Annotated in this window: 19 protein-coding genes and 1 pseudogene; 7 read left to right on the forward strand and 13 right to left on the reverse strand. The window is 69.5% G+C overall.

Annotated features, from left to right (window positions below):
- Window positions 1-67: 67 nt before the first annotated feature.
- The 3 genes from OHB00_RS34025 to OHB00_RS34035 form a co-directional block, all read right to left on the reverse strand.
- Window positions 68-1,297: an ATP-binding protein gene (locus OHB00_RS34025; RefSeq protein WP_406440512.1), complete on the reverse strand. Its 1,230-nt coding sequence runs from the start codon at window positions 1,295-1,297 to the stop codon at window positions 68-70.
- On the reverse strand, window positions 1,297-2,055 hold the full coding sequence (locus OHB00_RS34030; RefSeq protein ID WP_406440514.1) for a hypothetical protein: 759 nt from the start codon (window positions 2,053-2,055) through the stop codon (window positions 1,297-1,299). The genes OHB00_RS34025 and OHB00_RS34030 overlap by 1 nt, the downstream gene beginning before the upstream one ends.
- 120 nt (window positions 2,056-2,175) lie before the next feature.
- The gene (locus tag OHB00_RS34035; RefSeq protein ID WP_406440516.1) at window positions 2,176-2,655 is read right to left on the reverse strand and encodes a protein phosphatase; all 480 of its coding nucleotides are present in this window, start codon (window positions 2,653-2,655) and stop codon (window positions 2,176-2,178) included.
- Between the two features lie 128 nt (window positions 2,656-2,783).
- Here OHB00_RS34035 and OHB00_RS34040 point away from each other — a divergent pair, with 128 nt between their 5' ends.
- A complete protein-coding gene (locus tag OHB00_RS34040) occupies window positions 2,784-3,587 on the forward strand; it encodes a nuclease-related domain-containing protein (protein WP_406440518.1) in 804 nt (267 codons plus the stop codon).
- A gap of 57 nt (window positions 3,588-3,644) precedes the next feature.
- Here OHB00_RS34040 and ligD read toward each other — a convergent pair whose 3' ends face one another.
- The gene (ligD, locus tag OHB00_RS34045; protein WP_406440520.1) at window positions 3,645-4,526 is read right to left on the reverse strand and encodes a non-homologous end-joining DNA ligase; all 882 of its coding nucleotides are present in this window, start codon (window positions 4,524-4,526) and stop codon (window positions 3,645-3,647) included.
- A 52-nt stretch (window positions 4,527-4,578) separates the two neighbouring features.
- Between ligD and OHB00_RS34050 the strand changes: the two genes are divergently transcribed.
- The 3 genes from OHB00_RS34050 to OHB00_RS34060 all read left to right on the forward strand — a co-directional run bounded on the left by OHB00_RS34050 (window position 4,579) and on the right by OHB00_RS34060 (window position 8,544).
- Complete coding sequence (locus tag OHB00_RS34050; protein ID WP_406440522.1) at window positions 4,579-5,601, forward strand: Ku protein; 1,023 nt, start codon at window positions 4,579-4,581, stop codon at window positions 5,599-5,601.
- 291 nt (window positions 5,602-5,892) lie between these two features.
- Complete coding sequence (locus tag OHB00_RS34055) at window positions 5,893-6,627, forward strand: hypothetical protein (RefSeq protein ID WP_406440523.1); 735 nt, start codon at window positions 5,893-5,895, stop codon at window positions 6,625-6,627.
- Window positions 6,628-7,284: 657 nt separating this feature from the next.
- Window positions 7,285-8,544: an IS701 family transposase gene (locus OHB00_RS34060; RefSeq protein ID WP_406440525.1), complete on the forward strand. Its 1,260-nt coding sequence runs from the start codon at window positions 7,285-7,287 to the stop codon at window positions 8,542-8,544.
- 59 nt (window positions 8,545-8,603) lie between these two features.
- Here the strand turns inward: OHB00_RS34060 and OHB00_RS34065 are convergent, their stop codons facing one another.
- The 3 genes and pseudogenes from OHB00_RS34065 to OHB00_RS34075 all read right to left on the reverse strand — a co-directional run bounded on the left by OHB00_RS34065 (window position 8,604) and on the right by OHB00_RS34075 (window position 11,446).
- Window positions 8,604-9,575, reverse strand: a complete 972-nt coding sequence (locus tag OHB00_RS34065) for a cytochrome P450 (protein WP_406446113.1) — start codon at window positions 9,573-9,575, stop codon at window positions 8,604-8,606.
- A gap of 351 nt (window positions 9,576-9,926) precedes the next feature.
- Window positions 9,927-11,297 (reverse strand): annotated as a pseudogene (locus tag OHB00_RS34070) (NAD(P)/FAD-dependent oxidoreductase); the annotation flags it as partial.
- Window positions 11,294-11,446, reverse strand: coding sequence for a ferredoxin (locus OHB00_RS34075; RefSeq protein ID WP_406440526.1), 153 nt, complete (start codon window positions 11,444-11,446; stop codon window positions 11,294-11,296). The gene OHB00_RS34075 and the pseudogene OHB00_RS34070, both read right to left, overlap by 4 nt.
- A 460-nt stretch (window positions 11,447-11,906) precedes the next feature.
- On the opposite strand from OHB00_RS34075, the gene OHB00_RS34080 reads away from it, so the two are divergent.
- Complete coding sequence (locus OHB00_RS34080; RefSeq protein ID WP_406440528.1) at window positions 11,907-12,464, forward strand: GNAT family N-acetyltransferase; 558 nt, start codon at window positions 11,907-11,909, stop codon at window positions 12,462-12,464.
- A gap of 51 nt (window positions 12,465-12,515) precedes the next feature.
- Here OHB00_RS34080 and OHB00_RS34085 read toward each other — a convergent pair whose 3' ends face one another.
- Window positions 12,516-13,541, reverse strand: coding sequence for a cytochrome P450 (locus OHB00_RS34085; RefSeq protein WP_406440530.1), 1,026 nt, complete (start codon window positions 13,539-13,541; stop codon window positions 12,516-12,518).
- A gap of 1,043 nt (window positions 13,542-14,584) precedes the next feature.
- On the opposite strand from OHB00_RS34085, the gene OHB00_RS34090 reads away from it, so the two are divergent.
- A complete protein-coding gene (locus OHB00_RS34090; RefSeq protein WP_406440532.1) occupies window positions 14,585-15,667 on the forward strand; it encodes a protein kinase family protein in 1,083 nt (360 codons plus the stop codon).
- Between the two features lie 343 nt (window positions 15,668-16,010).
- Here OHB00_RS34090 and OHB00_RS34095 read toward each other — a convergent pair whose 3' ends face one another.
- The 5 genes from OHB00_RS34095 to OHB00_RS34115 all read right to left on the reverse strand — a co-directional run bounded on the left by OHB00_RS34095 (window position 16,011) and on the right by OHB00_RS34115 (window position 20,833).
- Window positions 16,011-17,324, reverse strand: a complete 1,314-nt coding sequence (locus tag OHB00_RS34095; RefSeq protein ID WP_406440534.1) for a diaminopimelate decarboxylase — start codon at window positions 17,322-17,324, stop codon at window positions 16,011-16,013.
- The gene (locus tag OHB00_RS34100; protein ID WP_406440536.1) at window positions 17,321-17,983 is read right to left on the reverse strand and encodes a gamma-glutamyl-gamma-aminobutyrate hydrolase family protein; all 663 of its coding nucleotides are present in this window, start codon (window positions 17,981-17,983) and stop codon (window positions 17,321-17,323) included. The genes OHB00_RS34095 and OHB00_RS34100 overlap by 4 nt, the downstream gene beginning before the upstream one ends.
- 179 nt (window positions 17,984-18,162) lie before the next feature.
- The gene (locus OHB00_RS34105) at window positions 18,163-18,939 is read right to left on the reverse strand and encodes an amino acid ABC transporter ATP-binding protein (RefSeq protein ID WP_406440537.1); all 777 of its coding nucleotides are present in this window, start codon (window positions 18,937-18,939) and stop codon (window positions 18,163-18,165) included.
- Entirely contained in the window at window positions 18,936-19,904 is a 969-nt protein-coding gene (locus tag OHB00_RS34110; protein WP_406440539.1) for an amino acid ABC transporter permease, read from the reverse strand. Before OHB00_RS34110 ends, OHB00_RS34105 begins: the two co-directional genes overlap by 4 nt.
- 11 nt (window positions 19,905-19,915) lie before the next feature.
- Window positions 19,916-20,833, reverse strand: coding sequence for an ABC transporter substrate-binding protein (locus OHB00_RS34115; RefSeq protein ID WP_406440540.1), 918 nt, complete (start codon window positions 20,831-20,833; stop codon window positions 19,916-19,918).
- Between the two features lie 104 nt (window positions 20,834-20,937).
- Between OHB00_RS34115 and OHB00_RS34120 the strand changes: the two genes are divergently transcribed.
- Window positions 20,938-22,527, forward strand: coding sequence for a PucR family transcriptional regulator (locus OHB00_RS34120; RefSeq protein WP_406440542.1), 1,590 nt, complete (start codon window positions 20,938-20,940; stop codon window positions 22,525-22,527).
- Window positions 22,528-22,552 lie beyond the last annotated feature (25 nt).

Below are 22,552 nucleotides of genomic sequence, written 5' to 3' on the forward strand. Positions count from 1 at the left end.
CAGGGGCGCGGGGAACTGCGCGAACAGCCACGCACCACCCGCAGCCGCGCAACTCACCGCACACCCCCTACGGGAGCGTCAAGGTCGCCACGGCCCCGCCGCCCACCGCGTTGGCGAACGACAGCCGCGCCCCCAGCACCTCCGCCTGCCCCACCGCGATCGTCAGCCCCAGCCCGTGCCCCCTGGCCCCGCCCTCCGTCCGGAACCGCTGCGGTCCGTGGGCCACCAGGTACTCCGGATAGCCGTCCCCGTGATCCCGCACGGTGACCTCCTTCCCCTCCACCGTCAGCACCACGGGCCCCCGCCCGTGCCGGTGCGCGTTGGCGACCAGGTTCCCCAGCACCCGTTCCAGCCGCCGCCGGTCGGTCTCGACCCACACGTCCCGTACGACCTTCACCTCGGTCTCCGTCCCGGACGCCCGCACCACCCGCCCGGCCAGCGTGCCCAGCGCCTCCGCGTCCGTCTCCAGCCGCTCCCGGCCCGCGTCGAGGCGGGAGATCTCCAGCAGGTCCTCGGTGAGCGTGCGCAACGCCGCCACCCGGTCCCGCACCAGCTCCGTCGGCCGCCCCGGAGGGAGCAGTTCCGCCGCCGCGTGCAGCCCCGTCAGCGGCGTCCGCAGCTCGTGCGCCACGTCGGCCGTGAACCGCTGCTCGCTCAGCAGCTTGGTCTGCAGCGACGCGGCCATGCCGTCCAGCGCCGCGGCGACCGCCGCCACCTCGTCCTGCGGGCGGGTCGGATCCTTGGTGCGGGGGTCGTCCACCCGGGCGTCCAGGTCCCCGGCGCTGATCCGCCGGGCCACCTGCGCGGTGCCGTGCAGCCGCCGGGTCACCCGGGTCACCGCGAACGCGCCGACCAGCAGCGTCGCCCCGATCGCCAGCGCCGACGACCAGAGGATGGAGTGGTCCAGGCCGGCGATGGTGCGGGCCTGCTGGGAGTAGTCGACGGCCACCGCCAGCGTCCGGTGCCGGTCGGCCGGGCCCGCCGCCCACATCCTGGGGCGACCGTCGTCCTTGGCGACCATCGTGCCGCGGTCCCCGGCCAGCGCCAGCGCCCGCAGCGGCGCGGGCAGCCCCCGCGGATCGAGACGGGCGTCCCGCGGCAGCGCGTCCCCCGCCTGGTACGCGGTCGTCGCCTCCGCGAGCCGGGCCAGCGCCTGGTCGCGGGCCTGCGCGACGGTCTGGTCGGTGACCGACACATGCACCAGGACGCCGAGCAGCGCGGCCAGCGCACAGCACATCACCGCGATGAACGCGGCCGACTTCGCCGCGAGCGTCCCGGCCCAGCGGGGGAGCCTCATCACGCCCCCGCCGATGCCGATGCCGATGCGGAGGGGGAGGCGGAGTCGGAGGCGGAAAGCAGCGGTCTGCGGGTGTGGTGCCCCTTGCCGGTGCGCAGGAACTCGTCCCGGGAGAACACCATCGTCTTCCGCTGCGGATCCCACGCCCAGGTCGTCCGGTACTCGTACCCGCTGATCCCGGCCGGCGACCGCACGATCACCGTCCGCCCGGCCAGCTCGACACCGATGATCGCGTCGTTGTCGTCGAGCACCTGCACCAGCCGGTGCTTGTCGACGGTGTACACGCGCAGCGCGGTCTGGTTCGTCGGATACAGCCGGAAGCCGAGCGTCAGCTCGTCCCGCCCGTCCCCGGTCAGGTCCCGGTAGTACGGCTTCAGCAGCGGACACCCGGCCCCGCCACCACCCGAGGCTCCGCACTCCTTCATCCGGGTCGCGGTGTCGTGGTACGCCCCCTTGGAGCCGTAGTCCGCCGGGTCCGAGGCGATCTCCGCCCGTACGACGGTCACCGGATCCACTCCGCGTATGTCGTCGCCGGACACCGTGATCCCCTTGACCGTCTCCGAGCTGCCCTCGTCGTAGGGCCAGGCCGGGCTGGCCGCCGGGCGCAGGTCGGGCCAGAGCTTCGCGGGACTGATCGCGGTCGGCGTCGCCCCGGCCCCGCGCAGCCCGCCGGAGTCGCCGCAGCCGGCCGCGGTCACCGCCAGCAGGGCGACGGCGGCCACGGTCGCGGCGGTACGGACGGGACGACGGGCTGGCACGCTGCTCCTGGCTCGGCGGGTCGGTGGGCTACGGCGGCCCCGTACACCTTGTTCGCGGATTCGGAGGGAAGTCCTTTTTGCGCCTGAGGTCGCCGGCGCGGGGCCGATGCAGGGGAGAGGCTACTCGGCGAGTTCCTCCAGCAGACGGGCGGTGGACAGACCGGCCCGCAGATAGGCCACGAACAGCTCGTTGTGCAGCGCCCAGGGCGAGCGCCGGGCGCGCACCAGCCGGATCGCCTCCTCGGCCGTACGCCCCTGGTGCACCAGCGCCTGCGCGACCACGAGCCCGGACCGGTTGTACCCGCTGTAGCAGCGCACCAGCACCGACCGCCCCGCGTCCAGGGCCTCGCTGGCCGCCCGGGCCAGCCGCATCACGCCCGCCAGCTGGGTGCCGTCCAGCGGCCCGTCCGGTATCGGCCACACATGGTGCTCGACATCCTGGTCGGGCCCGTGCCCCGGCAGCCGGAGCAGGCTCTGCACCAGATCGAACTCGTCCCGCACCACGGCGTGCTCCAGCCGACCCGAACGCCCCCGGAACTCATGGCCGCCCATCCACAGACCGGGCAGCACCTCGCTCCAGGGACTGTCCGGAGCCGGCACGTCATACTGTTCCCCAGGTATCCGCACCCGGCGCCTCCCCGCTGCGCGCGCCAACCCCTGTCAAAGGTAGCGGGGTTCTTGCCCCTGGAGCACCCCGCCTGTTCCCATGGTCGAGGGGTGATGACGCAATGAGCGGACTGCGCGTCGTGCCGACCTGGCGGCACGGTCAGGAGCGACTGTACGTATGCCTCACGGACGGCAGGAACATCGCCTGGTACGACCGTGAGGCGGGCCGGGTCAACCTGCTCAGCGAGGAGCGGCGGGACGACGTCCTGGAGACCCTGAGGCCGTTTCTGACCGGCTCGGTCACGATCGGCCCCCCACCCGTGCCCACCCCCGCCGAACTGGCCCGGCTGACCCTGCATCCCGACGACGACCTGGCGCCCAACCGCCCCGGCGAGGCACTGCTGGTCGCTCTCGACCGGGACCCCGGTCCGGCCCACCGCCTGCGCCCCGACCCGCGCCGCCGCGCCCTGACCGCGGAACAGACCGTCGGCGACGCCCTGGACCGCCTGGACGGCGCCGGCTGGCATGTTCTGCACTCCGTCCCGCTGCCCGGCGGCGACCGTCTGCACCACCTGCTGATCGGGCCGGGCGGCCTGTTCTGCGTGTACTCCCTCTACGCCCGCAAGCAGAAGGTCCTGGTCGCCGACCCGATGGTCACACTGGGCCGCCGGGACCCCCAGCCCCTCCTGCGCCGCCTGCGGGCGGACGCCGACCGGGCCTCGTACGCCCTCACGGCGGAGGTCCGCCCGGTGCTGGCCCTGACCGAACCGGCGGACGTCGCGCTGATCGCCCCGCCGCGGGAGGTCCACATCCTCCGCGACCGGGACCTGGACTCCCTCTCCCGACTGGGCGGCGTCCTCAAGCCGGCGGACGTGGAGGCCCTGCACGCGATTGCGCGGGACCGCAACACGTGGGGGAGGGTGTAGAGCCACTCACGGCGTTATCGGTGTTGATGGCGGCGGCGGTGGCGGCAGTGACGGCGTTCATGGCAGGGCTGTCGCGCGTCCCGCGTCCAGCAGCGGAGCCAGCAGATCCCCGTGGTCCTGGACGCGCGGCGCGATGTCCCCGGCCCGGAACACCAGCTGTCCGGCAGTCCGGCACTCCGTGACCTCCTCCCACGTCACCGGCGCCGACACCGTCGGCTCCCGCCGCGCCCGCACCGTGTACGGCGTGGCCGTCGTCTTCCGCCCCGCGTTCTGGCTCCAGTCCACGAACACCTTCCCGGGCCGCAGGCTCCGCGTCATCCGGTGCACCACCAGCCGCGGCATCGCCCGCTCCGCCTCCACCGCCAGCCCCTTCGCGTACTCGCTCACCCGCTCGCTGGACGCCCCCCGCACCGCCGCCAGCAGATGCAGCCCCTTCGACCCGGCCGTCTTGGCGTACGCCTCGATCCCGTCCGCCGCCAGCCGCTCCCGCAGCCACAGCGCGACCTGACAGCACTGCACCACCGTCGCAGGCGCGCCGGGGTCCAGGTCGAAGACGATCCGGTCCGCCTCCTCCGGCGTGCGCACCCGCCACTGGTGCGTGTGGAACTCGGTGACCAGGTTCGCCGCCCACATCAGACTCGCCAGGTCCTGCACCAGCACCATCCGGGCCGCCCCCTCCGACCGGCGCACCTCGGCCGTCGTGACCCACTCGGGCGTACCCGGTGGCACGTTCTTGGCGAAGAACACCTGGCCGTCAGGCCCGTCCGGGTACCGGAGGAACGACACCGGCCGGTCCCGCAGATGCGGCAGCAGAACCCCGGCCGTCGTCGCGTAGTAGTGCAGCAGCTCGCCCTTGGTGAACCCGGTCGCCGGATACAGCACCTTCTCCAGATTGCTGAGCGCGACCCTCCGCCCGTCCACCTCTGTGATCGGCGTCATAAGATGACAATCTCACATAAGGCCACCTGAACCGGACGGAGGGCAGCCGCAAGTGCGATCCATCTGGAACGGCGCGATCTCCTTCGGCCTCGTCAGCATCCCGATCAAGCTGGTGAACGCCACCGAGAGCCACTCGATCTCCTTCCGCCAGGTCCACACCGAGGACAACGGCCGCATCCGCTACCGCAAGTTCTGCGAGCTGGAGGACCGTGAGGTCACCCAGTCGGAGATCGGCAAGGGGTACGAGGACGCCGACGGCACGATCGTCCCGGTCACCGACGACGACCTGTCCCACCTGCCCATCCCCACCGCCCGCACGATCGAGATCGTCGCGTTCGTCCCGGCCGACCGGATCGACCCGCTCCAGATGGACGCGGCGTACTACCTGGCGGCCTCCGGCGCCCCCGCGGCGAAGCCGTACACCCTCCTGCGCGAGGCCCTGAAGCGCAGCAACAAGGTGGCCATCGCCAAGTACGCCCTGCGGGGTCGGGAACGCCTCGGCATGCTCCGGGTGGTCGGCGACGCCATCGCCATGCACGGCCTGCTCTGGCCGGACGAGGTCCGCGCACCCGAGGGCGTCGCACCCGACGTCGACGTCTCCGTCCGCGACAAGGAACTCGACCTGGCCGACGCCCTGATGGACACCCTCGGCGAGGTCGACCTCAAGGACCTGCACGACGAGTACCGGGAGGCCCTGGAGGAGGTCATCGCCGCGAAGGCGGCCGGCGAGACCCCGCCCGAGGCCCCCGAACCGGCGAAGGGCGGCAAGGTCCTCGATCTGATGGCGGCCCTGGAGAAGAGCGTCCGGGCGGCGAAGGAGTCGAGGGGCGAGGAGGCGGAGGTCACACCGCTGCCGAGCAAGAAGGCGACAGGGGCCACGAAGAAGACGGCGGCGGCCAAGAAGTCACCGGCCGCGAAGAAGACGACGGCGAAGAAGACGGCGACGACGGCCAAGGCGTCGGCGGAGAAGTCCACGGCGGAGAAGTCCACGGCCAAGAAGTCGACCGCGAAGAAGACGCCCGCCAGGAAGACGCCGGCCAAGAAGACGGCTTCGTCACGCAGACGCTCCGCATGAGGGCGTGCGCGGACTGAGGAAGATCACGACCGCCCTCGCCCCGGCCCCGCCCTCGCCCCGGCCCCGCGTCTGGGCCGTCGCTTCCTGCGATGGCCGCAACGCGAACACCGCACACACGCCCGCCGGCCCGACGGCTCCTTCCACGTCGTCTCTCCGTGCGAGGTCGCGACATCGCGATCACCGACCCTCTTCGGCCACCAGACCCACGCCCCGACTCGGAGCGAGGTGAGAATCGTGTAATGGGGCCGTGCTGTGGGCTAGGGTGCGGCGGTAGCCGGGCCAGGGGAGGGCATGGTGGTGTCGCAGACGGGTGCAGCAGGACAGCCCAAGGTATTGAATCCACTCTGGATAATTTCTCTCTTCCTGACCGTGTCAGAGGTGGCTGTCGGCGCTGCGGCAACGCAGACGCAGGGCTGGCTGCAAGCGCTGCTCGTCATCTACTCGGCGGTCTTTCCGACCGGCGTCGCTGCAACGTTCTTCGCCATCTTGATAATGAAGCCTTATGTGCTCTATGCGCCGAAGGATTATTCCAGCAACCCAAGTGTCAATGATTTCGTGGAAGCGTTGAACTCGTCCCGGAGTCGCGGCATCGAAAACATGGAAGCCTCGATCCGTCAGGCCATAGAGGGAGTCATACCGAAAATTATTGACGAAAAATTCGGCCAACGCGATCAAGAGGAGATCGTGGCGAACGCGGTTCGAGCCGCACAGACCGACTTCCTGCTGCGCACCATCCATGTTTCGTACCTTGCGCTTGACGTAACGCTTTCTGATCTCGTGTTGCCGGTGAATGCCGACACCCCTGTGCAGCAAGTGCTGGACGAGATCTGGTCGGCTCAAGGAGTGGTGCCCGCGCACAGTTACGGGCGGGACTGGGTGCTCTTCGACGCGGAAACCAAGCATCAATACAGAGACATGGGCACCATTTGGGCTCAACGCAACAGGATTGGGCTCGTCGATTCCAGGCCCATTCACGAAGTCGGTATAAGGCCGGGTGCGCGATTGGTTGCCGCGCGACTTGGCTAGTACTCCAGCCGTAGATCGTGATCTTGCGGGTGGGGGACGCCGCTGATATGGGCGCGGCCACCGTTGACCATCTGGACGAGATCGGCCGCGCCATCGGTGACATCCGCCGTTCTTCGCCTACTCAAGTCCACCGAGGCGAAGGGCATCCTCGATCTCGCCTAGCTTCGCGGATGGCAGCACGCCCGCCCGCCCGATCAGGTCTTCCCTGGTCAGGGTGACCAGCCAAGTGCAAGGGATGAGGCCGGGACGTGGAAGTGCGACTCTGAGGACGCCTTCGAGAGGCAGTCCTTCGGGGGCGCCTACTGTCACCTCAACGGCCACGCCACTGAGATCGGTGCCCGCGGGAGCGACGACCTGCATCGCCAGGAAACCGGACCCCTCTTCCCCGGAGAGCAGTACGACTGCCCTCCGCTCGTCGAAATCTGCCCACCAGACTTCGCCACGTCGCATATGTCCTCCTGTCACGGACGGCGCGCCTGCATCGCCCTTTCGGCCGCCGCCTACTCCAGCCACAGATCGTGAGGTTGGCTGGTCAGAGCCGGTGAGAAGATGGCTGCGGCCACCGCTGATCATCGGTGTGTGAAGACAGAAGATCATGCGGTGGCCGCAGGTTACAGCGTAGTCCCCGCGGGCTGGCGGGATGTGTTTGAGGGCCTGATGGGTCGGATCGCGGGCCGGTTCGCCCGGGTCGAACCCCGTTTCCGGGCACGGCAGTTGGTACTGGGGCTGCTTGCAGACCTGCCGCGCAAGAACTGCTGGACGATCGCCGAGCACGTCGGGGACGCCACTCCGGACGGGCTGCAGCACCTGCTGGGGCGGGCGAAGTGGGACGCCGATCTGGTCCGTGACGACCTGCGCGGGTTCGTGCTGGAGCACCTGGCCGACGACGAGGCTGTGCTGGTGGTCGACGAGACCGGTGATCTGAAGAAGGGCACGCACACCGTGGGCGTCCAGCGCCAGTACACCGGCACCGCGGGCAGGATCGAGAACTCCCAGGTCGCCGTCTACCTCACCTACACCTCCCGGCACGGTCCCGCGGGCATCGACCGCGCCCTGTACCTTCCGAAGTCCTGGACCGGCGACCGGGACCGTTGCGAGCAGGCTGCCGTTCCGGACGAGGTCGGCTTCGCGACCAAGCCGCAGCTGGCCCAGCAGATGATCGAACGTGCCCTGGACGCCGGAACCCCGGCCGCCTGGGCCGCCGGCGACGAGGTCTACGGCGACAACCCCAAACTGCGCGCCGCAGTGGAAAAGCGCGGGCTCGGCTACGTGCTCGCGGTCTCGTGCACCCACCGTGTCCTCACCCCGGCCGGTCCCCAGCGCGCCGACCACCTGGCCAAACGCGTCCCGCGCCGGGCCTGGCAGAAGCTGTCCGCCGGACGCGGCGCGAAGGGACACCGCTGGTACGACTGGGCGCTGGTCGCCATCACCGCAGGTGATCCGGCGGGCCATCAGCACCTGATGATCCGCCGCAACCGCACCACCGGCGAACTGGCCTACTACCGCTGTTACTCGCCCCGACCGGTGCCGCTCTCCACGCTGGTCAAGGTCGCGGGAAGTCGCTGGACCGTGGAGGAGACGTTTCAGAGCTCGAAGGGTCTGGCGGGGCTGGACGAGCACCAAGTGCACCGCTGGGACTCCTGGCACCGGTGGGTCACGCTGGCCCTGCTCGCGCACGCCTTCCTCGCCATCACCGCCGCCCTCGAACGCCGCGACCAGGTCCCGACAGACGACGGGACCAGCCCAGGCGGGCTGATTCCCCTCACCTGCAACGAGATCCAGCGCCTGTTCACCTCCCTGGCTGTCCGGCCTGTCCGCGACACCGCCCACCGACTGCGCTGGTCGACCTGGCGCCGACGCCATCAAGCCCGCGCCCGCCACAGCCACTACCGCCGCCAGACCACCCTGCAGCCATGAAGATCACGATCTACGGCTGGAGTACTAGGCGGTGAGGGCGACGACCCTCGGCTGCCGCGTCAGCCGTCACCCTGCTCGACGTCCAGATGGATCGGACCCCGTAGCACGGGGCTGGGCCGGTACGGGGGCGGGTCGACGACGAGTCGGGGCCGGTCGAGGCGGCGGGCCAGCTCGCCGAGCGCGATCTGGGCCTCCCGTCGGGCCAGCGGGCCGCCGAAGCACAGGTGGATGCCGCTGCCGAAGCCGAGGTGCTGGTTGTCCCGCCGGTCCGGGTCGAAGCGGTCGGGGTCGTGGAACCGCTCCGGATCGCGGCTGCCCGAGGCCAGCATCAGCATGATCTGCGAGCCCTTGGGGATGACGGTGTCCGCGACGGTGATGTCGCTGTACGCCGCCCTACAGGGAATGATCTGCACGGGGGGCTCGTAGCGCAGCAGTTCCTCGACCAGCGGCACGATCAGATCCGGTTCGTCGCGCAGGCGTCGCAGCACATCCGGGTGGCGCAGCAGCGTCAGCATGCCGTTGGCGACGAGGTTGACGACGGTCTCATGGCCGGCGACGAGGAACACTTTGGCGGTGGCGACGATGTCGGCATCGGTCATCCGCCCGTCAGGCCCGTCGTCGTTGGCCAGCCGCGACAGCAAGTCGTCTGCCGGCCGGCCGTGGCGCTGTTCCACCAACTCGCCGAGACGCCGGCGCAGGTCGTTGCGGGCCCGTACGCCCTTGTCCAGTTTCTCCTTCGGGTCGGTCTCGGGGTCGTAGTCGACCGAGTTCATGATGTCGTTGACCCACAGGTGGAACCTCGGCTCGTCCTCGCGTGGCACGCCGAGCAAGTGACAGATCACGGTCACGGGGAGCGGGAAGGCGAAATCGTCGACGACGTCGATCCGCTCCTTGCCTGCCAAACCGTCGATCAGTCCGTTTACGGTGGCGGTCAGGAAGCCTTCGAGTCCGGTCACCAGTCCGGGGGTGTGTGGGGGGCCGAAGTGTCGCAGCGCCATCCGCCGCAGGCGGTCGTGCTCGGGCGAGTCCATGTGGATGAACGACGACACGGCCCCGCCCTCGCCCGAGGGCACCGGACGCGACAGATTGCGTACGTCGGAACTCAGATGCGGGTCATTCAGTACGTCCGTGATCTCACGATAGGTACTGATGACGTAGCTGCCGTCGTCCTGCCGGGCCACCGGCGTCCTGCGCAGCTCGGCATAGAGGGGGTAGGGGTCGGCCCGGGCGGAGTAGTCGAAGATCCGTTGTAGCGTGCCGGTCGTGCCGGTCGTGCCGGTCGTGCCAGCCGTGGCAAGCCTGCCGGGCGTCCCGGTCGTGGCCGTCCGGCCTTCCTTCGGCCGATGCGGTTGCCCATGCCGACGAGGGTGCCGCTGCTCGGCCGTGACTCGGGGCTCACCCGGATCATGGCCTGTGACGACCACCGTGGCGCCCTGGGCGAGCAGGGTGGGGCCGGGGAAGTCGACGGGCACCGGTTTCACGTCCGCCGGCTGGTCGGGGGTGGGGCAGGACGGCGGGAAAGGCGCGCCCGTCTCGATCAACCGTCGGTAGTGTTCCAGCCACTTACCGTTGTTGAAGCTCACGGCAGCCGTGACGCGGCCCCGATAGCCGTACGCGGTGACGAACCGGCGGTCGTCCACCGATCCCTGGGTGACCGCCACTTCGTCGGCGAAGGTCGGCACGCCGACTGACCTGATGTTCACGCCGAACTGGATCGACCAGAACCGCGGGATGGACAGATGAGGCCGGCGGTCCGCCTGGGCGCTGACCATGTTGTGGGCCGCGACCTCGGCCTGCTCCACCGCGTTGGCCCAGTGCTCCATTGCGATGAGCCGGTATTCATAGACGGGGTTCGGGCAACGCGCCACGTCTCCCGCGGCGAAGACGCCGTCGGCCACCCGGCCATTGATGTCGAGGGCGCGGCATCCCGCGTCACAGGTGACTCCCCAGACGCCCGCCGCCAGTCCCGACTCCCGCAGCCATTCGGTGTTGCGGATGCTCCCGAGCGCGACCACGGCCACGTCGGTGTCGAGGGTGCTGCCGTCGTCGAAGTGGGCCCGGCGCAGCCGCCCCTGGGCGTCGCCCTCCAGCCGGGTGACCTTGACCCCGCACCGCAGGTCGACACCGTGGGCGCGCTGCATGTCCGCCGCCACCTCGCCGACCATGGCGCCGAGCGCCCCGACCAGCGGATACGGCGCCAGTTCGGCGACCGTCACCGCGATGTCCCGCTCCCGGCAGATGGAGGCGATCTCGGAGCCGGTGAACCCCGCGCCGATCACCAGCACCCGGGAGGGCCCGGCGGCGAGGGCCCGCTGCAGGCCTTCGGCGTGCTCGCGGGTACGTACGACGAACACGCCGTCCAGCTCCGCCTCGTCCGCCACGAACCAGGGCCGGGCCCGTACCCCGGTGGCGATCAGCACCCGGTCGAAGGGCACCTCGCGTCCGTCGGCGAGCCGCACGTGGTCGGTGGCCAGGTCCAGCCCGCTCGCGGGCGTGCCCAGCAGCCACTCCGCGTCGATGTCACGCCGGCGCGGCAGCGTGGTGCCGTCCGCGGGCACCCACCCGGTCAGGACCTGCTTGGACAGGGGAGGACGGTCGTAGGGCTCGCCCAGCTCGTCGCCGATCATCGTCAGCGAACCGGTGAAACCCTCCTCGCGCAGCGACTCCGCGGCCCGCAGACCCGCCAGCGAAGCCCCGACGATCACGATGCGGCCGTCACGTCGGAACGCCCGCAGGTTGTCGGCACTGGTCATGACCTCGCCGCCTCCACAGGTGTCCGCCGGCCCTCCAGCCGGTCGACGAGAATCGCCTGGACCGGGCAGGCCGCCGCCGCGCGCAGCACCCGCTCGCGCAGGGCGTCATCGGGACCCGGGTCGTACATCAGCGCTTCCTCCGCGTGCATCCGGAACGCCTCCGCAGCCGACGCCACTCCGCTCGACGAGGGAGGATCTGGTCCATGGAAAGAATTGATCATCGCGACCAGGCCGATGGTTCGATCAGCACCTGACCAGGGACGTATCCCTGGTTGCGGCTGCGTTTTGGTTACGTGAGCGGCGCTCTTCGGGATGTGAGCGGCTCTCTGCGGGATCGCCGTTTCGACGGAAACCGTGTGGCACGGTGCGCCGGAACACTGTCGGAGAATCAGCCTAACAACGGCCCGGGCACCGGCAATTCCAGCGTTGATCGATGAGATGACCGCAGGTCAGAGGCGCTCGGTCGCGCTGCCGTCGCCCTCTCTCATCGTCTCTCATCGGCGCTCGGTGCGCGCGACACGCCTCCGACACAGTCGGAACAGTCGGACTTGCGCCCTGCCGCGGTGCGCCTCTCGGCCTCGCGCGCACACCAGCGTGATCAAATGGGGCATGGCATCGTCCTGGACCGGTGATCGGGTCCGCCTACGCGCTGTCGAGCCCGACGACTGGACGGCGTTCATGCGCTTCGCCGACGATGACGGGCGGCCAGGGAGCCGACTGGATCTGCCGCGGTCCGCCGAGAGCTACCGTGCCTGGGCGAAGGAGCAAGCCGTTGCCCGGGGCGATGACGACCGCTTCCGGTTGGCAGTCGAAGCGACGGTCACGGGAGAGCTGGTCGGCACTGTCGGCTCGCATCGCACCGGTCGTCGCTCAGGCTGGTTCGAGTGTGATGTCATGATCGGTGCTGACCACAGGCGCAAGGGCTACGCGGCAGAAGCCGTAGCGCTGCTGCTGCGCTTCATGTTCGCCGAGCGGCGCTATCACAAATGCCTGGCGGCGATCTTCGCCCACAACGAGGCATCGCTGGCACTCTTTCGCCGGCTCGGCTTCACCGAGGAGGGGCGCTTGCGGGAACACGTTTTCTTCGCCGGTGGGCACCACGACCTCGTCATGCTGGGCCTGCTCGCGGATGAGTTCGACCAGCGACACACGATGAGCCGACCATGAGTCGCGGCACAGGCGTTGCACGGCCCTCGAACCGTGTCGGGACTGCTGCCCTCAGTCGCGCATGGTGGCGCGCAGGCGCAAGCCGACAGTCGCGAGGCCTTCGAGGGTGGTGACCTGGTAGCTGGGTTCCGGTCCCGGCGGCTCGCTCACGTGGTAGCGGCGGGCGGTCTGCGCCGTCAGGAGCGTCAGCATCGCCATGGCCAGAGCGGCTCCCTCGCAGCCATGCGGCCCGGTGCCGAAAGAGAGGAAGACCCGGGGTATCGGCGGTGATCCCGCATCATCGAGCCACCGCTCGGGCTGGAACTGGTCCGGCTCGGAAAATTCCCGTGCGTCGCGGTGGGCGGTGTAAGGGCAGACGAGAACGGTGGAACCGGCGTCGATGGTGTAGTCGGCGAGCCGGGTCTGTCGCGGGGCGCGCCGGGTCAGTAGCCAGCTCGGGGGGTACAGCCGGAGCACTTCACTCACCAGTGCCTGGGTGTATCGCAGGCCGCCGAGGTGGGCGCTGGTCGTCGCGGCCGGGTCCGCGGGCAGCGAGGCGGCTTCGGCCGCGACACGGTCCGCTGCCCGGGGGTGCCGGGCCAGGTGGAGCAGGATCCATCCGGCTGCCCGGGAGGGGGTCTCGAAGGTGGCGACGGTGATTCCGGGGAGAGTGTCGAGGATGGCCTCTTCCGGCAGCAGGCCGTAGTGGGGGGAGGGCCGGAGCATCTGTCCCAGCATGTCGTCACCGAGCCGTCCCGATGAGCGACGCCGGCGGACGATGGGCCGCAGGGCGTCTGTGAAGGCGACTTGCTGCCGTGTGCGGAACCGCCGTGCCGGCGTGGGGATCCAGCGCGGCCATACCCAGCGCGAGGGGCGGACGAGCACCTCCCGGGCCAGGAAGAGCTGTGCGGCACAGGGCAGCAGGGTGGGAGCGTCCTCGGAGAAGAGGTAGTTCACGCCGACCTCCGCCAGAGCGTGCCGGACGGGGGGCAGAATCTCGACGTCCTGGCCTGGGGGCCACTGGTCGGCAAACCGAGCGGTCCGGGGCGCGATCTCACCGATCCGGGCTGCGACCGCCTGCGCGCGCAGTCCGCGCATGCGAGCGGCGTGAGCGCGCGCACGCTCCTCGGGTGTCGGTGCTCCGCTCGACCGCTTCAACGGCGGGAAGAGCGGCGAGGGTGCCTTCGGGAAGTCCTGCGCGCGGCGCAGGACCGCTTCACACGGCCCGGCCGCAGCGGCTACGTAGACACCCGGCTCCAGCTGCCAGACGTCCCCACACTCTTCAGCCCCACGACGCGCCGCTGCCAGCCGGTCGCGGCTCCAGACCGCGAAGCTGCCTCCGGGCAGCCGCGGCGGCTCATCCCCTCGGCCCATGAGATCGTCCCTGGCTGTCGCACCTGTCCAGGCCGATATCGTCGATATCGCCGACAGCGCGGCCGGGCGCGGACGGGCGCCCCTGGACGCCCGCCGCCAGTGCTGTCACTCCCTAGTCGTCGCCGGCGTACGCGTCCCATTCGTGGACACCGTACGCACCGTAGTGCCGGGTGAAGAACAGCTTGCCGAGCAGCTTGGCGATCATGACGTACCCCTCTCGCCTGTCTGCAGCGTCAACAGCCACACACGCCATACTGCCACATACCACATATCTCGGACATGGGGAATCTCCCTTATTCGTCCGCACACATCCACTGCTGATCACCGCGCACGGGAACCCCGGTGGCGGGCGGGTGTGACGCTCACTCCGCGTCGGCGGCTCCGAGTTGGAAGTGCCAGATCACCGCGACGGGGGATTCGTCCAGGGCGGCAGCCGAGGCTTCGGGGCACCAGTGCATGAGGTCCCAGGACATGTGCGTCGGGAGCGGCGAGCCGCATCCACCCGCACAAGCAACAGGCCCCCGTACCGTAATCACGGCGTAGGAGCCGTACGGGACAGCAGCCCCGTTCACCGGGCAGCACGACTGCACGACCTCACCCTCGCCGGGTGACAGCCAGTGGACGGCAGGTCGGTGAGCGGTCCGTAGATCATTTCCCGATGCTCTCAGGGCGAAGGGCCGTTCATGAGAGTGGCTGACCATTTCAGCGTAGGGTCGCTGCCGTACGTGGGGTTGCCGAAGCCCTGGTGGGGCACCGAGGAGCCGTCGATGCTGGACCAGGGTCTGCCGCGCGCCGCGCGCCTGGCTGCTTACGGGAACGTGAGCACTCACCTCTCCTTGCTGAGCGACCACCGACTCGGGAAGTTGGTGGCAGCCGCCGGCCCGCTCGGGTCGGGCATCGGCGGCAGGTCGGCAGAGCTGGACGTCAACGGAACGCGCGTCTTCGTCAAGCGGATCCCTTTGACGGACCTTGAACTCCGCCCGGAGAACGTGCGGTCGACGGCGAACGTCTTCGAACTTCCGGTGTTCTACCAGTACGGGGCGGGCTCGGCCGGGTTCGGCGCCTGGCGGGAGCTTGCCGTGCACACCATGACCACGAACTGGGTTCTCGGCGGCGAGTATGCGGGATTTCCCCTGATGTACCACTGGCGGGTTCTGCCTGACTCCCCTCCCGAAGGATTCACGGACGGGTTCGGGGGCCTGGAGGGGGCCGTCGCTCACTGGGAGGGGTCACCCGCCGTTCGTGACCGGCTGGTGGCCATCGGCCAGTCCTCGTGCAGCCTGGTGGTCTTCCTGGAGCACGTGCCGCACACACTCGCCGGATGGCTGGCCGACCACAGCAGAACCGCTGTGCCGGAAGGCGAGGACGGCTCACCCTTCCCCTGGGTGGAAGAAGCTCTGATGGACGGAGCTGCCTTCATGAGTTCTCGCGGACTTGTCCACTTCGATGCTCACTTCGCCAACGTCCTGACCGACGGCCGCCAGCTCTACTTCGCTGACTTCGGACTTGCCCTGAGCTCCCGCTTCGAGCTCACGGCGGACGAGTCCACCTTCCTCGCGGACCACCTCGCGTACGACCGCTGCTACACCGCCAGCCACCTGCTCCGATACCACTTGCTCGACGGCGTGCGCGGCGACACGGAACGCGAAGTCTTCCTGCGCGACTGGATCGCGGGCCGGCGACCTGGCGACATCCCGCCCGAGATCACGGCCATCATCGACCGGCACGCCCGCCCCACCGTCGTCGTGGACTCCTTCTTCCGCCGTCTGCTCACCGAGAGCAAGCAGACGCCGTTCCCCGCCGCGGAGATCCAGCGGCAGCGGAGCGCCGGCGCCACAACCCCGAGCTGATCCACGCCCTCGCTTTTCTTCGCTGCCGGGCGGCGGGGCAGACCCGCCCGCAGCGGGCCACCCGCACCTCGGGGCAGAAGACCTGATCACTCCCTAGAAGCGGGCAGCCTGCGAGGCTCGATGTGGCGATGGTGCTTTCGGCCGGCTCGGCCGGTCGTTGGGCACTGCGCTGGCCCTGAAGAACGACGCCGGGCTCGACTCGTCCTCGCGCCGGTCCCGGCCGTGACCGGCGCAGTGGTGTGGCGGCTCACTCCGCGGTACGCCCTCTCGGTGTTCCGAGGATCGGGCCGAAGCGCGGAGAGCGCGTTCGTGGTGCCGGCCCTTTTTGTCGTTCCGGGCGGTGTCAGTGGCCAGATCGTGAGAGGACGTCGTCGATGGTCTCAGCCCGCCGGAGGGGCCTGAAGTGGACGTGGCCGTCGGGATCGACGCGCACTCCGTGGACGGCGGGGTCGGGCAGGCTGTTGTAGTGGAAGGGGGTGGAGGAGTAGTACGCGCCGGTGTCCAGGAGGGCGACGATGTCGCCTGGGGTGAGCAGGGGCAGCGGGCGGGCCTCGGCGAGCAGGTCGCCCGCGAAGCAGCAGGGGCCCGCGATGTCCTGGGGCACGGGTTCGCCTTGCTTGAGCGTCCCGTCGGGTCCGTGGGCGGTGAGGCGCAGGGGCCAGGCAGCCGGCATGAACACGGTCCGGGTGGCGACCTGAGCCCCGGCATGGGTGATCGCGATCGGGCGTCCGCCGGAGATCTTGGTGTATTCCACGCAGGCGGCGGTGAAGCCGTTCTTGGCCAGCAGGGATCGTCCGAACTCGGTGACGATCCGGTATTCGCCGGTGAACAGGGCCGGGGCATGAGCCTGGAGAGTGGCGACGTAGTCGTCGAAGCCGGGCGTCGTCTCGTCGTCGGCGAAGTTGACGGGGAGCCCGCCGCCGATGTCGATGCCGGTCACCTGGCCTCGGCCACAGGTTACGTTGACCTCGTCGGCGAAGGCCACGGCCTTCGCGACGCCCTGGGCGATCAGTTCGAGCGGGCAGCCCTGTGATCCGACGTGCGCGTGGACCCATGTCAGCCATGGCCGGTCACGGTAGGCGGCAAGGAGCCGCTGCCGATTTCCGTCGTCTTCCAGGGCGATGCCGAACTTCGAGGTCGCGGTGGCCGTGCTCATCTCTGCGATTCCGCCGCCACCGACCTGGGGATTGAGGCGGACACCTATGCGGGAGGCGGGGGCGGACTCGGAGGCACGGGCCGCGAGGATCTCGTCGATGCGGGCGAGTTCCTCGAAGTTGTCCGCGTTGACCGCGACGCCCAGTTCGAGAGCCTGGCGAAGGTCGGAGCGGGTCTTCGCCGGAGAGTCGTAGACGATCTGTTCCGGCGCGAAGCCGGCGGCCAGCGCCTGCGCGAGCTCTCCCGGACTGGCCACTTCGCAGCCCATACCGAGGTCGCGCAACTCCGCCAGCACCGGCACCAGACAGTTCGCCTTCGCCGCGAAGGTGTGCAGGACGTTCACCGAGTCGGGAAACGCCTTCTGCAGCGCCGCGACACTCGCCGCGACCCCGTCGAGGTCGACGAAGGCGGCCAGGACGGCGCTGTCGGGTTCGACGAGCCGATCCCGTACGGCCGCACGCAGGATGCGTTCGCGCCGCTCGCCTGCTGGGGAGTTCGTCATGCGGAAACGGTCCTTTCCTGGTCGCGAGCAGCCGCGTACCGGGCAGAGCACGAGATGAAATCCTCGAAGAGCCGGCGGTGGGCAGGTTGGCCGGTCAGCTCCTCCGGGTGGTACTGGACGCCGATGATCCACCGGTCGGGGTCGGTCGATTCGACGGCTTCCACGATGCCGTCCTCGGCCCTGCCGACCACTCGTAGGGGCGGTGCGGGCCTGGCAATGGCCTGATGGTGCAGGCTGTTGACCCGGAGCAACCGTGCTCCGGACAGTCTGGCGAGGCGAGAGTCGTCCTCGATCAGAAGGTCATGCGCTTCGGAGTCCAGCGGAAGTCCCGGTAGATGGGACACGTCGCCCGGCTCCAGGTGCTGGATCAGACTGCCGCCCAGGGCGACGTTGAGGATCTGGCAACCGCGGCAGATGCCGAGTACGGGCATTCCCAGGCGGACCGCACCGTGAATGGCGGCGATTTCCAGTGCGTCGAGGTCCGCGTCGATGACTGTCTCGGGCCGCGGGTCCTCGCCGAAATGTCGGGGGTGGGGGTCGGGCGCCCCGATTCCGCCGGGCAGCAGCAGGCCGTCGACGCGTTCCATCACGTACTGGACGGCGGCGGTGTCGATTCCGGGCACGATGACGATGGGTATGGCGCCCGTATTGGTCAGCACCCGTACGGAGGTCTCCGCCAGTCTCAGGACGGATGGGCGGTCGGGCAGGTCCCGGCCGACCGTCACCGCGATCAGGGGCCGGTGGACATTGTCAGACACGGAGTTGTCGCCTCTCGTAGGGGCGTAGGGGCGTAGGGGCGTAGGGGCGTAGGGGCGTAGGGGCGGCACACCTGATCGATCTACAGGACGCTGTCGAGGAATGCCCTCGTGCGCTCGTGCCGCGGATCGTCGATGACACGGGACGGTGCGCCGGACTCGACGACGATGCCGTCGTCCATGAAGACGACCTGGTCCGCCACCTCGCGGGCGAAGCCGATTTCATGGGTGACCACGATCATCGTCATTCCGCTCCTCGCGAGGTCGCGCATCACGCTCAGCACGTCACCGACGAGTTCGGGGTCCAGCGCGGAGGTCGGCTCGTCGAAGAGCATCAGCTTCGGTTCCATGGCGAGCGCGCGTGCGATGGCGACCCTTTGCTGCTGACCTCCTGACAGACGGGCCGGATAGGCGCCGGCGTGGTCGGTGAGGCCGACCCGCCGCAGCAGTTCCATGCCGCGCGACCGGGCTTCCGGCCGGCTCTGGCGAGCCACTCCGATCGGGGCCTCGGTGATGTTCTCCAGGGCCGTGAGGTGGGGGAACAGATTGAACCGCTGGAAGACCATGCCGATGCTGCGGCGCTGAGCCGCGATCTGCTTCGGCTTCATCTCCCTGGCATGGCCCTTGCGGGAGGCGTGTTCCTCGTAGCCCATCAACTCGCCGTCGACATAGATACGGCCGCCGTCGACCTTTTCCAGGTGGTTGATGCAGCGCAGGAAGGTCGACTTGCCCGAACCGGACGGCCCGAGCAGGCACATCACCTCCCCCCGCCGGACTTCGAGGTCTATGCCCTTGAGTACGTGGTGGGCGCCGAAGTGCTTCCGTACGTTCCTGGCCTCGACCAACGGGCTCGGGGTCATGAGTCCGCCTCCGTCCTGGCGTTCCGGGGATGGGTGTGAGCGACCTGTGCGACGCGGGTCCGGATCCGCGTGACCGTCTGTCGGGCCTGCTGCCACGGTGTGGCGGGCAGGCTGCGGCCCGCGCCGCGGCCGTAACGGCGTTCGAGGTAGTACTGCGGTACGGACAGCACCGAGGTGAGGACCAGGTACCAGGCGCTCGCGACGATCAGCAGTTCGACCTGGCTGAGGTTCTGCGCGGAGATCCAGCTCGCGCGCGTGTAAAGCTCCGGCACCGCGATCAGCTGGAGGAGGGCGGTGTTCTTGAGCATCGAGATCGTCTCGTTGCCCATCGGCGGGATGATCACCCGCATCGCCTGGGGCACGATGACGCGTCGCAGGGTGTACGCGGGTGACATGCCCAGCGAGTGAGCCGCTTCGACCTGGCCGTGGTCGACGGAGAGCAGACCGGCGCGGACGATCTCGGAGGCGTAGGCGGCTTCGTTCATCCCGAGCGCCAGCAGTCCGGCGACGAACGGGGTGACGATCGTGTTGGTGTTCGCGGAGAAGAAGTGGATGGAGGTGAACGGAACACCGAGGCTGATCTTCTCGTACAGCAGGCCGAGATAGCCCCAGAAGACGATCTGGACGAGCAGCGGGGTGCCCCTGAAGAACCACGTGTAGCCCCAGGAGACCACGCGCAACACCGGATTCGCGGAGAGCCGCATCACGGCGAGCGCGACGGCGAGGGCTGTCGCCAGCAGCATCGAGCAGGCGGTGAGGCCCACCGTGAGCAGGACGCCTTGGAGGATCCGCCCGTCGAAGAGGAAGTCGGCGATGGTGGCGTGGTCGATGTTCTGGTTGCTCCAGAGGGAGACCACCCACCCCACGCACAGGACGGCCAGTGCGGCTGCGGCGATCCAGCGCCCCGGGTGGCTCCGGGGCGCGGCGGCCACGTCGTGTGTCCCGGCGGTGGACTTCACAGTCATGTCCGTGGCGCTCATCCGGCGTTGATCTTCGCAGCGGTGACGCCGTACGACGACAGACCGTACTTCGTCAGGATCTTGCCGTACGTGCCGTCCTTGATGACCGAGGTCAGCGCCGCCTGGAGGGCCAGGACGAGGTCGTGGTCCTTGCGGAGCACCCCGATGCCGGTGAAGACCGGCGCGTAGCCGGTGGGGTGCGCGGCGTCGTGGACGACCTCGAACTGCTTGCCGTTGCCGGCCGTCCGGGCGGTGTACTCGGCGACCGCCGCGTCGAGGACGTCGGCGGTGCCCTTGCCGGCGCGGACGGCGACCAGGGAGTCGCCCTCGGTGGGCAGCTCGACCACGGTGATCGGCTTCTTGCCGGCGGCCCTGCAGCTCGGGGCCTGCGCCCTCATGAGGTCGGCCTGCGTGGTGGCCTTGGCGACCGTGACGGACTTGCCGCACAGGTCCAGCACGCTGCGGACCTTCTCGGGGTTGCCCTTCTTCACGATGATGTCCATGCCGGCGTGGAAGTAGTCGACGAAGTACAGGCTCTTCTGCCGTGCCGGGGTGTCGTTCATCCCGTACATGATGATCTCGTGCTTGCCGGACTGGAGTGACGGGATGATGCTGTCGAACGCCTGATTGGTGAAGGTGAACGGGACGTCGAGCTTGGCTCCGAGCGCCTGCCCCAGGTCGTAGTCGAATCCGGTGAACTTCTGCTGGGAGTCGAGCATTTCCATCGGCGCGTAGACGCCGCTGGCCACGTTGATCCCGTTTTTGAAGCGTGCGGGCAGCAGCTTCGCGACCGCCGGGTCGGCGGCGACCGACGCGGTGGCCGCCTTGCCTCCGCTCGCCGCGGAGGTGTCGGTTGCGCCGTTACCGGTACAGGCGGTGAGGAGCGTTGCCATGGTCGTCGCAGCAACAGCAGCGACGAGACGAGTTCTGGCCATCTGCGTCTCCGTTCGGTCGGACGTGCAGTCCGTGCTGGGTGTTGCGGCGATTGTGTATTTCGCCCGCACCAGGAGTCCTAGTCCGATTGTTTTAGGATCTGGCCATGTCGTTGTCGGATCGGCCAAGTAGCAGGGCTTTCACTGTCCGTCACCTTGTCGAGAGCATCGGAGCGCCGATCCTCAAGGCACTGACCGCGCAGGACGCGCTGGAACATCCGGTGCGGGGCACCGTTCTCCACGACCCCGCCGACCCGCTGCCCCCCGGGCGTGACCAGGTACTGCTGATGCCGGGGCTGCTGGCCGACCAGCCGGCGGCAGCCGAACTCGTAGGGGAAGCTGCTCGACTCGGGTACAGCGCCATGGTCGTCAAGCTCAGGGGGGTGAACGGCACCGAACTGGTCGCCGAGGCGGAGGGCAGCGGCCTCACCCTGCTGGCGGCGGCGGACGAGGTCTCCTGGCGTCACCTCGACGCGTTGCTCCTCTCCGCCCTGGGCTCGCAAGGCGTCGGCGGCGGGTCGGCGGCAGACATCGGAGACGGCCTCTTCGCTCTGGCGAACGCCGTCAGCGCCGTCATCGGCGGGTCCGTCGCGATCGAGGACCTGGACCGACGGGTGATGGCCTATTCGTCATCTCCCGATCAGCGCATCGACTCCCTGCGCCGCGAAGGAATTCTCAGCCGCCGGGTCCCGGAGATCGACCACAACCTGGAGCGCTATCGCATCCTGCTCGGCTCCGAAGGCGTGGTCCGCTTCCCCGAGGCGCTCGGCGCCCTGCCCCGAGCAGCCATCACCATCAGGGCCGGCACCCAGCCCCTCGGCACGATCTGGGCGATCGAAAGCCCCGACGGCATCGGCGCCGACGGAGAACGAGCTCTGATCGACTGCGCACGACTGGCCGCACTGCACATTCTCCGCAACCGCAACGCGAGCGAACTCGAACTCCAGAAGCGCGAGAGCGCGCTACTGGGCGCGTTGGAGGGCCTGTGGCCCACCCACGAGACCAGCTTCCGTCTGTCCATCCCGCCAGGAGCCGAACTCGGCCTTATCGGATTCGCGGCCTCCGCCGACGCGAGGGGTCTCCTCGCCCTGACAGCCCACCTGGGGCACGCCCTGACCCGCTACGTCGTGCCCGTCCGCCCCGACGCAAGCATCGCCACGACATCCCGCGCCATCTACGTCCTGCTACCCGGCGGCGGCTCCGCGGCCGCGACCCGCCTCGCCAAAGGCGCGCTCACCTCGGTCCGCGGCTCCTTCGGCGACTTCGTCCGCGCGGCCATCGCCCCTACTGACACGGATCCGGCACGTCTGCCCGCGATGCGCCGCGAGACAGACGACATTCTCAGGGTGACCACCGCCCACCCGGACGCACCGCCCGTCGCCACCCTCGGCGACGTGCGCGCACGGCTCCTGCTGGCCCGCGTCGGCGACGAACTCGGCCACGAACCACGCCTGAGACACCCCGGCGTCGCCGCGATGGCCGCTCACGACACCGAGAACGGAACGGATTTCGTCGTCTCGGTCCTGGCCTGGCTGGAAGCCGTGGGCAACGTCGCCGAAGCCGCGGCACGCCTGGGCGTGCACACAAACACCCTCCGCTACCGCCTGCGACGCACCGCCGAACTCTTCGGCCTGTCCCTGGAACAGCCCGACGACCGACTCGCGGTGTGGCTCCAACTGCGCCTGCTCCAGCGCTGAGCCGGCCATCACCCCACGAGGCGCG

Origin of the sequence: Streptomyces sp. NBC_00631 (genome assembly GCF_045206895.1) — a bacterium.
In the GTDB taxonomy this organism is placed as follows: domain Bacteria; phylum Actinomycetota; class Actinomycetes; order Streptomycetales; family Streptomycetaceae; genus Streptomyces.